The organism is Pseudoalteromonas arabiensis (assembly GCF_001550155.1).
Lineage (GTDB): Bacteria > Pseudomonadota > Gammaproteobacteria > Enterobacterales > Alteromonadaceae > Pseudoalteromonas > Pseudoalteromonas arabiensis.
This window is the reverse complement of sequence record NZ_LRUF01000007.1, coordinates 94,412-107,905: the sequence shown is the minus strand read 5'-3', so window position 1 is coordinate 107,905 and position 13,494 is coordinate 94,412. Positions and strand designations below refer to the sequence as shown.

Below are 13,494 nucleotides of genomic sequence, written 5' to 3'. Positions count from 1 at the left end.
ATGACACGCCTATGGTCACTGTGTAGCGTACTCTTTGTTGTTTTATTCAGTCCCTATTTAGTGGCTAATCCTATTAATGTTGGCATTGATTTCAAGTCTCAGCAGCTTTTAAATGTTGAGTACACCCTTGCGCCTAGCACTGAACAACAGATTCTTAATAACAATCAAATAGAGTGGCTAGACAGTGATGGAACATCCCTTAATTTAGGTATGAACTTAACTCCTGTCTGGGTAAAACTCGCAATAAATAATACTTCCCTTACAGATATACCCGTTATTTTATCTATTGATAACCCCCTCTTAGATGAAGTTAATGTACTTCATACTCAAGGCACTAAAACTATTTTTGTGACAAAGATAGGCGATGCATTACCGCTTGCTAATCGGCAAATAAAGAGTGAGTCTTTGCTAGTATCGCTCACACTCCCTAAAGCAAGTCATACTACGGTCTATTTACAAGTAAAGAATGATGCAGGACTGCGTATCCCTTTAAGTTTATGGTCACCAAACGAGTATCTAAAACATAAAACGAAGTTTAACTTACTGTATGGTTTGCTGGTTGGTTTTATCTTGTCGCTCGCCATAACAAGCTTTGTTTTATATGGGTTTTCTAGGCGACATTATTTTGCTTATACAGGCATATTACTCACTTTGCTTTGGCTCACACTCGCTTACTTATACGGCTATGGTTATCGCTACTTACAGCCTGATGGCATCTCATTCCAGCAACTCGCTATTCCTAGCTTGCTGTTTATAAGTAGCGCTTTATTTGCACCACTGCAACAGGCTATTTTTGGTCCAGCTAAGCGTCGGCTTATACATGGGTTAGGGTATGCAATAATGCTACTCACCCTGTTCACGTGGTTTGTACCCGTTCATATCGCTCTGTCGCTATGTTTATTAAGTTTACCCATTTTTCTTAGCTTAATTGCTGCCATATCAGTTAAACACTATAATTATCAGTACACGCAGCCTTCTATCGCTTACTTGATTGCAATCAGCGCTTTTTTCTGTGCCATTATTTACAGTGCCTTAGGTGTATTTAATCCCTTTGATTTAAACATTGGCGTGTTATCACTCACCTTTGTGTGCTTCTTAATATGTAGCCTTAGTTTGAGTTACGCCGTGATAAAAATGTTTTTAATGCAGCGAGACGCTGAAGTAAGTGCTCAACAAAATGCCCTTGCCGAAAGTAAAGCCCAAGACACCCTCATGCGTGAGCGTTTAGCGATACAAGAGCAAGCGAGGCAAGACTTAGAAAGCAACATCGAAGAACGTACATTTGAGTTACAAGTAACGTTAAGAGAGCTTGAAGAGAAAAACCGAGCCCTTGAGCAGCTCAATATGGAAGATGCATTAACAAAAACAAAAAACCGTCGTTACTTTGATAAAAAGCTATTGATGGATATACGCCGCTCGAGACGCGAACAAACCCCCTTAAGTATTATTATGTTCGATATTGATCACTTTAAAGCGATTAATGACAACTATGGACATTTAACAGGGGATCAAACAATTCAGGCTGCTGCAAATATTATAAAAGCCCACTTAAAACGTCCTCTTGATGATGTAGCAAGATATGGCGGGGAAGAATTTGTTGTGCTGTTGCCCAACACCCCTCATAGAGGCGCATTAGAAATTGCTGAGCAAATACGCAAAGCGGCTCAGAACACTGATATAATAGTCGCCGGAACAACGATTAAATTTACATTAAGTGCAGGCGTTTACAGCGCAATTGCTGAAGATATAAATAACCCAAATTTATTCACTGACTATGCCGATAAAGCCCTCTATCATGCCAAGCAATCAGGCCGAAATCGTGTAGTTAGTTATCCTCTACCAGACTAGGAGCATTAAAGAATGGCCCAATCAGGACTCGACCTCTTTCCTTATACACGCATGCGCCGTATGCGCCGTGATGATTTCTCTCGTCGCCTAATGGCTGAAAACCAACTTACCGTCAATGACCTTATTTTCCCTGTATTTGTATTAGAGGGTAAAAACCGTCGTGAAGCGGTTGAATCGATGCCTGGTGTTGATCGCCTCTCAATTGACCTATTACTAGAAGAAGCCAAAGAACTAGTGGATTTAGGTATTCCCGCGGTTGCTATTTTCCCTGTGACTCCAAGCGATAAAAAATCTCTGCTCGCTGAAGAAGCTTACAACCCTGATGCACTTGCGCAACGAACTGTACGCGCACTCAAAGAAGCATTCCCAGAGCTCGGCGTTATCACCGATGCTGCGCTTGACCCTTTCACGGTGCATGGACAAGACGGTATTATTGATGAAAATGGCTATGTCATTAATGATGTCACGACTGAGATTTTAGTAAAACAAGCCTTATCTCACGCCGAAGCAGGTGCTGATGTAGTTGCCCCATCAGACATGATGGATGGTCGTATTGGTGCGATTCGTGAAGCACTGGAAGCTGAAGGTCATATCCACACACGTATTATGGCTTACTCTGCGAAATACGCTTCAAGCTACTATGGCCCATTCCGTGACGCTGTTGGTTCTGCGGGTAATTTAAAAGGTGCAGATAAGAAAACATACCAAATGGACCCTGCCAACTCAGACGAAGCAATTCGCGAAGTTGCACTAGACCTTCAAGAAGGTGCAGACATGGTTATGGTAAAACCAGGAATGCCATATTTAGACGTAGTTCGCCGCGTCAAAGATGAATTCGGTGTTCCGACATTTGCTTATCAAGTTAGTGGTGAATATGCGATGCATAAAGCGGCTATCGACAACGGCTGGCTTGCTGAAGAGGCAATCATCATGGAATCGTTACTTGCATTTAAACGAGCGGGTGCAGACGGTATTCTGACTTACTTTGCCAAGCAAGCAGCAACATGGTTAAAGAATAACCAGTAAGTTATTTATATCAGCAACCTAATAAACAAAAAACCCGCAACGAGTGCGGGTTTTTTTATAAAGGTCAAAAGGCTAATTATTTAGCAGCTTTTTTCTCTTTTTCTGCAGCGATTACAGTTTCAGCTACGTTCTGTGGACATGGTGCGTAGTGTGAGAACTCCATAGAGAACTGACCACGACCAGACGTGATAGTACGTAAGTGACCGATGTAACCGAACATTTCTGAAAGTGGTACTTCACCCTTGATGCGAACGCCCATTGCGCCTGCTTCTTGGTCTTTGATCATACCACGACGACGGTTAAGGTCACCGATTACGTCACCCACGTTGTCTTCCGGAGTGAATACGTCAACTTTCATGATTGGCTCAAGAAGTTGTGCACCCGCTTTAGGGATAGACTGACGGAACGCGCCTTTAGCAGCGATTTCGAACGCGATTGCTGATGAGTCAACTGCGTGGAAAGCACCATCGAAAAGCTCAACTTCAACGTCTAATACTGGGAAGCCAGCTAGAACACCTTCTTCCATCATAGACTTGAAGCCTTTCTCAACTGCAGGCCAGAATTCCTTAGGAACGTTACCACCAACAACTGAAGATGTGAATGTGAAACCTGAGTTAGGCTCACCTGGCTTGATGCGGTAATCAATCTTACCGAATTGACCAGAACCACCAGATTGTTTCTTATGCGTGTAGCTATCTTCGATTTCTTTCGTGATAGTTTCACGGTAAGCAACCTGAGGTTGACCAACAACTAGCTCAACACCGTAAGTACGCTTAAGGATATCTACTTTGATATCTAAGTGAAGCTCACCCATACCTTTAAGGATGGTTTCGCCTGAATCTTCGTCAGTTTCAACTTGGAATGAAGGATCTTCTGCAACCATTTTACCGATCGCAATACCCATCTTCTCGTTACCACCTTTATCTTTAGGTGCAACAGCGATTGAGATTACTGGATCAGGGAAGATCATCGCTTCAAGTGTACATTCGTGCTTAGGATCACAAAGAGTGTGACCAGTTTGAACGTTCTTCATACCAACAACAGCGATGATATCACCCGCTTGTGCTTCAGAGATCTCGTTGCGGTCATCAGCTTGCATCTCAACCATACGGCCGATACGCTCAGTTTTACCTGTTGCTGAGTTAAGTACTGTGTCACCTTTTTTCATGCGACCAGCGTAGATACGGATGAACGTAAGTGCACCGAAACGGTCGTCCATGATTTTGAACGCAAGCGCTTTAAGTGGCTCATCAGCAGAAACTGTAGCAACTTCACCAGTAGGCTCACCTGTTTCAGGATCAGTTAGAGGCTGTGGATCAACTTCTGTAGGCGAAGGTAGGTAATCTACAACAGCATCAAGTACTAATTGCATACCTTTGTTTTTGAATGCAGAACCACAGAACGTTGGGAAGAACGCAAGGTCACGAGTACCTTTACGAATACAACGTTTGATGTCTTCTAAAGAAGGCTCTTCACCTTCCATGTACGCCATCATTAGGTCTTCGTCTTGCTCAACAGCAGACTCAACAAGCATTTCATGGTATTCATCAACTTTGTCTACCATGTCAGCAGGAACGTCTTGTACTTCATAGTTTTCAGGAAGACCAGTGTCATCCCAAACGTATGCTTTTTTCTCAAGTACGTCTACAACGCCGCAGAATTGGTCTTCGATACCGATTGGTAAAGTCATCACTAGTGGGTTAGCACCAAGTACTTTCTCAACTTGACCTACAACGCGGTAGAAGTCAGCACCCATACGGTCTAGTTTGTTTACGAAGATAACACGTGCAACTTCTGATTCGTTCGCATAACGCCAGTTAGTTTCTGACTGCGGCTCAACACCACCAGAACCACAGAATACACCGATACCACCGTCTAGTACTTTAAGTGAACGGTATACTTCTACTGTGAAGTCAACGTGTCCCGGAGTATCGATAACGTTTAAGCGGTGGCCTTTCCACTCACAAGTTACAGCTGCTGATTGGATTGTAATACCACGCTCAGCTTCTTGTTCCATGAAGTCAGTAGTAGACTCACCGTCGTGTACCTCACCAGTCTTATGAATTTTACCCGTAAGCTTAAGGATACGCTCAGTGGTGGTAGTTTTACCCGCGTCAACGTGGGCGAAAATACCAATATTTCTGTACTTCGATAAATCTGCCATTATTTTACTCTTAATAAAGTCGAAAAATTATTCGGCGGGAGTATAGCATTACTTAAAGCGAACATCACCATCGAAGTCGCTTAAAATGCAATCAATTTTATAAAATTTTTCTATGCTAAAGATAAGTGGTACTTTTTAAAGTAGCTTGAAATGATTTTACGCTGTAAAAATCACATAAAATCCGCGAACACACTAATAAAACACCGCTATCTAACCAGTAAGCATTTTATAACAGCGTTCAGGTCTACCAATACTGCCATAGCTTTGATCAGCACTGACTTTTTCTGCTTCCAGTAAATATTCAAGGTATCGACGAGCCGTTGAGCGACTTACCCCAACTAAATCACCCATCTGCTGGGCAGTAAAATCCGTTCCTAGGTTCGCTTCAAATGCTTTTAGAATTTTTTGCAAAGTAAGCTGATCGACACCTTTAGGTAATCTAACAGGCGCTTTTTGCTGCTCTTGTGAACCAAAAAGGGTATCAACCATAGATTGTGTGACTTCATTTGCATCTGACAAACATTGCTGCCTTGCTTCAAAGCGCGCTAAAGCTTGATCTAAACGATTAAGCATAAGTGGTTTAACTAAAAAATCGCATGCACCAAGTTGCATGGCTTTTTCCAATGTTTCGACTTCTTTTGCCGCAGTTAACAGCATCACTTCACTTTTAAGCTCATTACGTCGCAACTCATTTAACAGCTCAAGACCATTACCGTCAGGAAGGTGGATATCAAGCAGAATTAAATCTGCATCAACTGCTTGTAATAATGCTTTGGCTGTCGCTAAATTACCGGCAATACCCACCACTTGATATTGCCCTTGGCGTAATGTTTGACGCGCTCCTTGTTGACCTGCAATACCATGAGGAAGTAATAAATATTGCGCTAACAGCTGTGCAACCTCGACTTCATCTTCAACTATGACAACCGAATAAGTCATCTTCTTTACCTTTTATTTATAGGCTGATCATTTTTATTATTTTGGAATGTAGACACTTAAGCGTGCCCCCATCAGATCAGACTCACCTATTTCTAAACTACCACGACACGAATCTAAGTTGGTTTTAACTAAATAAAGACCTATGCCATGCTCTGCCCCTGACTTAGAACTGTATTGTGGTGTAAATATCACATCCTTGTCATCGCCCAAACCAAAGCCGCTGTCTTCAACATCGAACAGCAAGGTTTTACTGGTTTCATCGACCGTAACTCGCACCTTGGGTATACGTGTATCGCTGGCTCTAATCGCAGCTTCAATTGCGTTATCAATCAAATTGCCGAGTATAGAGACAACCCGTTCCAGCATATCTTTACGGGTGATCGATCCCAGTAAACTATCAGGATTGAGCTCAAGGATTACATTAAGTTCACGGGCTTTATGGTATTTACCGACCAGTAACCCAGCAAGTACCGGATCTTGGATCCTTTCGAGTAAATGATGGATCTGCGCTTGTGAGCCTTTGCTTTCTTGACCTATTAATTCAATAGCTTGATCCGTTTGCCCCATTTGAATTAACGCACCAATTAAGTTTAGCTTGTTTGAGTAATCATGCGTTTGCACCCGCAATAACTCAGCAAAGGCTTGCACTTTGGTTAATTGCTGCGATAAATATTCAAGCTCATCAGCAGGGCGCATACTCAACAAAATACCATCCGCCTGACCTTGCACTTGCAATGCATATCGCGACAACACAATACGCTTATCGGCAGCAAACAATTCAAAACCAACAATCGGTCGCTGTTGGTTATGCATTAAAAACTCGGTATGTTCAGGAAGTAAGTCTTCAAGCTTAAGTGGCTGATGGATACAGCTAGTTGGTTTGCCAAGGATTTCGCAGGCACGTTGGTTTAAGTTACGCACATTGCCTTCTGGATCAAGGGCGATAATACCGCTACGAACCGTATTCAAAATAGCATCTTGCTCAGAAAAGAGCCGTGCTATTTCATCTGGTTGCAAGCCAAAAATAGCATTACGAACCCGTTGACCAATATACACCGCAGCCAAAATGCTCAACCCCACTAACAATAAGCCCCAAAGCATGATTTCGGCGCTTCGAGCACGAATGAGCGGCTCAATCGATTGCACCAAAAACCCCACTGAAACAAGCCCTATTATCTCACCTGATTCAGAATAGACTGGCACTTTTCCGCGAATTGACTCACCTAAGCTGCCTTTCGCAATAGATACGTAGCGCTCACCTCTTAGTGCAGCTTGGCTATCACCCCCAACCATGTGCTTACCCAGCTTATTAGCATCAGGATGAACAATACGTGTTGTTTGGCTATCGCCAATAACGATAAAACTTGCTTCCGTTAATTCACGAATTTGCTCTATTTCAATATTAAGCTTTGCGTGGTCTTTTTGTGTTAGTAACGCTTTTTGTACATCATCTCGCGATGCGATGCTCGTTGCTAACGCCAGTGCCTTGTCACCCATATGGCTATGTAGACTCTGCGCTGTGATCTGATACACCAAAGCGCCAAACAACACAGCTTGTAAAACACATAGACCGGTAACCCAAATAATGAGTCGCGTTTCTAAGCGCTTTGGCTTTTTAACCATATGCTGAAATGGGTTTAGCTTATTGGTGTATCTCATCTTATCGCCTTGTACTACGCATGCTGCTCTGCTTGCGTGGCTGCTTTTTCTTTTCGACGTTGGACAATATAGTCTTTCAATGGGAACAACAACACTAAGATTGAAATTACGAAAATACTGAGTGTTAATGGGCGGTCCCATAAAAAGCTCAATGAGCCATCTGAAATCATCATCGCACGACGGAAATTTCGCTCAATCATATCGCCAAGTATAAAGCCAAGTAACAAAGGTGCCATCGGGAAAGCTAGCAACCTAAGGACTAATGCCACCAACGCAAAGCCCACCATCATAAATAAATCAAAGGTGTTAAATGACACTAAATACACGCCAATTAAGCTAAAGAACAAAATCATCACGGTTAGCACCGATTTAGGCATAGCCAGCACTTTAGCAAAATATGGGATCAACGGCAGGTTCAGAATAAGCAGTACGATATTGCCAAAATACATACTGACAATGACAGCCCAAAACACGCTTGGGTTTTCTTGCATTAACATAGGACCTGGTTGAATGCCGTAGGCGATTAAGGCGCCTAACATAATCGCTGTCGTGCCAGAGCCAGGAATACCTAACGTCAGTAGCGGTACAAATGAACCCGTACAGGCTGCATTATTAGCCGATTCAGGGGCTGCTAAGCCACGCATCGAGCCCTTACCAAATTTATCTTTCAGTGCCTTTGGAGCAAGGTTACGTTCCGTGGCATAGGCCATAAAGCTGGCAATCGTCGCCCCTGCCCCTGGTAAAACACCGACAATAAAACCAAGTAAAGAGGAACGGCCAACCACAGGAGCCATGTCTTTTACTTCTTCTTTGGTTAATTTTGTTGAACCAATTTTTGGCGTATTAGGATCATCCAACTTGTTATCTGGCTCAGCCTCAGGGCGCGCCACATTAATCAGTGCCTCAGCTAATGCAAACGTCGCCATTGCCACTAATAAAAAGCTAATGCCATCTAATAAATCGGCTTGGCCAAAGGTAAAACGTTCAGTACCTGAAGAGGGATCAATCCCTACCGTTGCCAGCATTAAACCAAATACCGTCATCATCATCGCTTTTAAAAATTGCCCTTTATTAGAGAACGCGGCAATGGCCGTTAAGCCTAAAAACATTAGTACAACATAATCAGGTGATTGGAAACTTAACGACACTTTCGCTAATAATGGCGCAGCCACCATCAGTAAAATGGCGCCAATTGTTCCACCAATAAAGGACGCATAGGCTGCAATGGCAAGGGCTTTACCAGCTTTGCCTTGCTTAGCTAAAGGATAACCATCGAATGAAGAAGCAACTGTCCCTGCAACCCCTGGCGCATTAATCAAAATAGAAGACGTAGAGCCACCAAATATAGCGCCGTAGTAAACACCCGCCATTAAAATCATACCCGAATCAGCACCAATGCTGTAAGTGATCGGGATCATCAATGCAATCGCAGTAATTGGACCAAGTCCAGGTAGCATACCGATGAAGGTGCCAACAAAGCAGCCAACAATCACATATAACAAGTTGTTCCAGTCGAGTACGGTCGACAAACCTAACATAATTCCATCAAGCATAACTTAACTCCACAGGTTGCCAGGTACTAAGTAAATGCCCAGTACTTGTGTCATTAAAAACCAAAAAACCACAGCGACAGGCACAGAGGCAAACAACAACACCGTTTTACGGCGTTCGCCCATAATAAAAAAGCCAGCAATTAAAAAGGCACTGGTGGCAATTAAAAAGCCAAACGGCTCGAGCATGGCACTATAGGCAACCATTAGCACTAACAGTGCAAAGGTACGTAGTAAGTTGCCCTTACTGAGTAGCTCTGCTTTTTCTGTTGGCGCTTGCTTTAATAAGTTGGCGCCAATCGATAGTACACACACCACAATACCAAATACGGCATACACTTTTGGTAAGGTTGCAGAAGTAACACTTTCATACTCTTCAAATGGCATGAGTGGAATTTGCCAAGCCACAAGGGCGTAAAGGGTAAAGAGGACCAAGAATAAACTTGGTCCAATTAGTTCACGGTTTAACATTAAAAAGTCCCAACTAACCTAGTCTACGAATAAAACCAAGCTCTTCCATGACCACTTTTAGCTGTGCTTCCTGCTGCTCAAGCGCTTTAATAAACGCTTCTTTCTCTTGAAACAGGTTTAACCAACCATTACGCGCACGAACCGCTTCCCACTCAGGTGTTGCTTGTAATTTACGCAACTTTTCTGTGTACTGAGCTAGTTTGTCTGCGGGTAAATCTGGGGTTGCAAAAAAGCCGCGCCAGTTTACGAATTCCATGTCGTAACCTAGCGACTTTAAGGTTGGAATTTCAGGATAATCCGGTAAAGCATCTGCTGAAGTCACTGCTAAAATACGCGCTTGACCGCCATTGGCGACTTCGAGTGCTTCACTTAAGCCCGTTGAAAGTAAGTTGACCTCACCCGACAACAAACCTGCTTTCGCTTTACCACCCGCATCATAGGGAATGTAACGTAATCGACGACCATCAATACCCGCCGCCTTTACAGCTTGTGCTGCCACTAAGTGATCCATACTGCCGCGCGCTGACCCTCCCGCCACTTTGACTGAGCTTGGATCTTTTTTCATAGCATCAATAACGTCTTGCCATGTTTTATAAGGCGAATCATTACGTACAACAAACGCGCCGTAATCGGCAATCATGCTGGCAACTGGCGTTAAATCACGATAGCTGTAAGGAATTTTGCCTGATAATGCGCGCAGTACGATAGGCGTTGAGTTCACCATCAACATATCGCCTTTTTTAGTACCCGACTCAATCAAATAAGCTATCGCACGGCCACCGCCGCCACCCGACATATTTTGAAACGACGCATTATCTTCAATCCCCGCTTTTACCATGGCTTCACCCACACCACGGGCAGTGGTATCCCAACCGCCACCTGGACCACCGGGTACTAAAAAGTGTAAGTCAGCTAACGCCAACGGGCTGGTTACTAATAACGAGGCTGCTAATAAAGAGCTCTTAATTGATTTAAACATAGTCATAATGCGCGACTCCTAAAATAAGTACTGCATACGAGCGCTGATGCCCATACCTGAATCTTCATCACCTACCAGCGAAGAAGCGCCTGCACCATCAACATCGCTGTAAATCAGGTTGCCCATAAACTTAATATCGCTGCTTAGGTAATAGGATGTGCCTAACGTATAAGTGGTTACGTCAGTGCCTTGATCTTTACTACTGGCATTCATTTGTGAAACACGGGCAACCAATTCCCATGCGTCTTTAATCCCTTTTGGCTGAACAAATAACGCAGAGCCCGCTTTGTAATTGCGCTGCTGACCACCTAAGAAGTAACTGGCAGAAACATGAAAACCATCAAAGCGCTCACCATCTAATGCATTGCTACTATCAATCGTATCGAGGTAACGGCTGGCATATTCAGCCTCTAGAGTGAAAGCATTTGCTTGGTAGGCAAATTCAAGACCTGTTTGCGACATACTATCGAGTGCAGCCGTTTCACCGCCTACTGCGTAATCCACTAAGCGCACATTGGTTTCACGCACTTCACCGCGGGCAAAACGAGCGCTTAAATCATTACCGCCCATATCGCGATAGGAGTGCCAAGCACCTAAATGAATCACATCACCAGGCGCCGCACTTGACCACGTTAAGCGACCTGTTACAGCCAATGTGAGTTTGTCGTCTTCGTCATGGCCTGATGCACCAAACGCATCGTTTTTGTATACACCTACGGCATAACGTAAGCCTGAGTCCTTAAAGTATTGATAAGCTGAAATACCCCAACGGAAGAAAGGTGAGAAGGTATTAGCAAGGGTGCTGCGCTCAATAGTGTTAATGTGCTTAGAACTGGTTAGCGCATTGAGCGACATGTCTTCACGAATTTTACCGGCTTTTACTTTTAAGCCGTTGTCGAATGCATAACGAACACGGGCTAGAACAATTTCAGCTGTGCCTTCTGCAAATTCGAGTAATAGTTTGTGATCCCAGTTACCATGTTCACTTTCAACATAAGTACGGATACGTCGAGGAAAGAAGTCGCTGCCTCCAGCGCCATCATTGTCGGCATTGTAAGCGCCGTCGAAATAGTTGTAATCAAGCTGTACGCGACCACCAAATTCTAGGTTAAAGCCGCTAGATGTTTTTAATGAGTCCACTTCTTTTTGAAGTGCGTCGAGTTGTTGCTGTAGTTGTTCAGTGTCGCTTTGTGCGAATGCTGATGTACTTGCTAACGCCGCTGCAACGGCTAAAGCGAGCTGTGTGTTACTTGCTTTCATGAATTACTCCACACCAGATTATAATTATTTGTTGTCGTTGATCGGCCGACTGCAAATGGCGATCTGGTTTGGAGCTTAGTGTTAACGATAGATTAACGAAATGTTTAGGAGGTAAGTTGCATTGATGATAATAAATGGCTTTTTGCTCATAAAATTCATGAACAAAAAGCACATTACTAGGGTTTAGTATAAAATTCAGTCAAATTAGGAGCTTAATTGCTAACTAAAGGTCATTTCAGGTACATCTTCAGAGACAATAAGCTTACCTTGTGTCTTGGCTATAATCTCATCGACTGAGACTCCTGGGGCACGCTCTAATAAATGAAATGCACCGTCTTTAATTTCTAACAATGCCAAATCGGTGATCACTTTATTGATACAACCAACCCCAGTTAGCGGTAAACTACATTCGGTCAGCAGTTTTGACTCGCCATGCTTGTTGGCATGGGTCATAGTACAAATAATGTTTTTAGCACCGGCCACTAAATCCATCGCACCACCCATCCCTTTAACCAACTTTTTCGGGATCATCCAACTGGCAATGTTGCCGTTTTGGTCCACTTCAAACGCACCCAGCACGGTTAAATCTACATGTCCACCGCGGATCATGGCAAAGCTTTCTGCGGAGCTAAAAATAGCTGCGCCTGTTGCTGCGGTGACCGTTTCTTTGCCTGCGTTGATCATATCGGCATCAACTTGGTCTGCACTTGGGTAAGGTCCCATACCGAGTAAGCCATTTTCTGATTGCAGGATCACTTCGATGCCATCAGGGATATAATTAGCGACCAAGGTTGGAATACCTATGCCCAAGTTAACGTAGTAACCATCCTGTAGTTCCATTGCCACGCGTTTAGCGATTTGTTCTCGTGATAATGCCATCAGCGTGCTCCTTATTGATTCTCTTGCTTAGTGGTAACTTTCTCGATGCGTTTTTCAAATTCACCTTTAATCACTCGGTCAATATAGATACCCGGCGTGTGAATTTGGCTTGGCTCCAGCTCCCCTGGCTCAACAATTTCTTCAACTTCAAGAACCGTAATTTTGCCTGCGGTTGCTGCCATCGGGTTAAAGTTCATCGCCGTATGACGATAAATACAGTTACCGTAGCGATCTGCTTTCCACGCTTTAACAATCGCAAAGTCGCCGGTAATACTTGGCTCTAATAAATAATCGCGACCATTAATATTGCGGGTTTCTTTACCGTCAGCCACCGGTGTACCGACACCCGTTGCGGTATAAAATGCAGGAATGCCCGCACCGCCAGCACGCATTTTTTCCGCTAAAGTGCCTTGCGGTGTTAGCTCAACTTCAAGCTCACCATTTAATAGCTGCTGCTCAAATAACGCGTTTTCACCGACGTAAGAGGCAACCATCTTGCTAATTTGTTTGTCTTCAAGCAGCACACCTAAACCAAAACCATCAACACCACAGTTATTCGATACCACAGTTAAACCACGGGTGCCTTGATGTTTAATTTGCGCAATCAAGCCTTCAGGAATACCGCATAAACCAAAACCACCCGCTATCACTGTCATGCCATCTTCAAGGCCAGCCATCGCTTCGTTGTAACTTGTAACTACTTTATCAAAACCTGCCAT

The 13,494-nt window shown here is 43.7% G+C and carries 11 protein-coding genes; 2 read left to right on the top strand and 9 right to left on the bottom strand.

The features are described from left to right. Window positions 1-1,848 carry a sensor domain-containing diguanylate cyclase gene (locus tag PAARA_RS02565; protein ID WP_062567515.1) on the top strand — a complete coding sequence of 616 codons (1,848 nt, stop codon included), beginning with the start codon at window positions 1-3 and terminating at the stop codon, window positions 1,846-1,848. 12 nt (window positions 1,849-1,860) lie between these two features. Beyond that, a complete protein-coding gene (gene hemB, locus PAARA_RS02560; RefSeq protein WP_062567514.1) occupies window positions 1,861-2,874 on the top strand; it encodes a porphobilinogen synthase in 1,014 nt (337 codons plus the stop codon). A gap of 76 nt (window positions 2,875-2,950) precedes the next feature. On the opposite strand, the gene fusA is transcribed toward hemB, so the two are convergent. The 9 genes from fusA to PAARA_RS02515 form a co-directional block, all read right to left on the bottom strand. Continuing rightward, on the bottom strand, window positions 2,951-5,038 hold the full coding sequence (fusA, locus tag PAARA_RS02555; RefSeq protein ID WP_062567513.1) for an elongation factor G: 2,088 nt from the start codon (window positions 5,036-5,038) through the stop codon (window positions 2,951-2,953). A gap of 210 nt (window positions 5,039-5,248) precedes the next feature. Further along, window positions 5,249-5,977, bottom strand: a complete 729-nt coding sequence (locus PAARA_RS02550; protein ID WP_062567512.1) for a response regulator — start codon at window positions 5,975-5,977, stop codon at window positions 5,249-5,251. A gap of 36 nt (window positions 5,978-6,013) precedes the next feature. Then, window positions 6,014-7,636, bottom strand: a complete 1,623-nt coding sequence (locus PAARA_RS02545) for an ATP-binding protein (protein ID WP_062567511.1) — start codon at window positions 7,634-7,636, stop codon at window positions 6,014-6,016. 14 nt (window positions 7,637-7,650) lie between these two features. Then, window positions 7,651-9,189 (bottom strand): tripartite tricarboxylate transporter permease, encoded by a 1,539-nt coding sequence (locus PAARA_RS02540; protein ID WP_062567510.1) that lies wholly within the window; start codon window positions 9,187-9,189, stop codon window positions 7,651-7,653. Window positions 9,190-9,192: 3 nt separating this feature from the next. Further along, on the bottom strand, window positions 9,193-9,657 hold the full coding sequence (locus tag PAARA_RS02535) for a tripartite tricarboxylate transporter TctB family protein (RefSeq protein WP_062567509.1): 465 nt from the start codon (window positions 9,655-9,657) through the stop codon (window positions 9,193-9,195). Window positions 9,658-9,670: 13 nt separating this feature from the next. Beyond that, window positions 9,671-10,636: a Bug family tripartite tricarboxylate transporter substrate binding protein gene (locus PAARA_RS02530; protein WP_062567551.1), complete on the bottom strand. Its 966-nt coding sequence runs from the start codon at window positions 10,634-10,636 to the stop codon at window positions 9,671-9,673. Window positions 10,637-10,654: 18 nt separating this feature from the next. Further along, complete coding sequence (locus PAARA_RS02525; RefSeq protein ID WP_062567508.1) at window positions 10,655-11,896, bottom strand: OprO/OprP family phosphate-selective porin; 1,242 nt, start codon at window positions 11,894-11,896, stop codon at window positions 10,655-10,657. Window positions 11,897-12,115: 219 nt separating this feature from the next. Further along, window positions 12,116-12,775, bottom strand: a complete 660-nt coding sequence (locus PAARA_RS02520; RefSeq protein WP_062567507.1) for a CoA transferase subunit B — start codon at window positions 12,773-12,775, stop codon at window positions 12,116-12,118. 11 nt (window positions 12,776-12,786) lie between these two features. Continuing rightward, the gene (locus tag PAARA_RS02515; protein WP_062567506.1) at window positions 12,787-13,494 is read right to left on the bottom strand and encodes a CoA transferase subunit A; all 708 of its coding nucleotides are present in this window, start codon (window positions 13,492-13,494) and stop codon (window positions 12,787-12,789) included.

Bases quoted from the DNA above. Each gene is read 5' to 3' on its own strand.
- PAARA_RS02520 (WP_062567507.1), bottom strand. From the start codon at position 12,775: ATGGCATTATCACGAGAACAAATCGCTAAACGCGTGGCAATGGAACTA.
- hemB (WP_062567514.1), top strand. From the start codon at position 1,861: ATGGCCCAATCAGGACTCGACCTCTTTCCTTATACACGCATGCGCCGT.
- PAARA_RS02515 (WP_062567506.1), bottom strand. From the start codon at position 13,494: ATGGCAGGTTTTGATAAAGTAGTTACAAGTTACAACGAAGCGATGGCT.
- PAARA_RS02525 (WP_062567508.1), bottom strand. From the start codon at position 11,896: ATGAAAGCAAGTAACACACAGCTCGCTTTAGCCGTTGCAGCGGCGTTA.
- PAARA_RS02550 (WP_062567512.1), bottom strand. From the start codon at position 5,977: ATGACTTATTCGGTTGTCATAGTTGAAGATGAAGTCGAGGTTGCACAG.
- fusA (WP_062567513.1), bottom strand. From the start codon at position 5,038: ATGGCAGATTTATCGAAGTACAGAAATATTGGTATTTTCGCCCACGTT.
- PAARA_RS02530 (WP_062567551.1), bottom strand. From the start codon at position 10,636: ATGTTTAAATCAATTAAGAGCTCTTTATTAGCAGCCTCGTTATTAGTA.
- PAARA_RS02535 (WP_062567509.1), bottom strand. From the start codon at position 9,657: ATGTTAAACCGTGAACTAATTGGACCAAGTTTATTCTTGGTCCTCTTT.
- PAARA_RS02545 (WP_062567511.1), bottom strand. From the start codon at position 7,636: ATGAGATACACCAATAAGCTAAACCCATTTCAGCATATGGTTAAAAAG.
- PAARA_RS02540 (WP_062567510.1), bottom strand. From the start codon at position 9,189: ATGCTTGATGGAATTATGTTAGGTTTGTCGACCGTACTCGACTGGAAC.
- PAARA_RS02565 (WP_062567515.1), top strand. From the start codon at position 1: ATGACACGCCTATGGTCACTGTGTAGCGTACTCTTTGTTGTTTTATTC.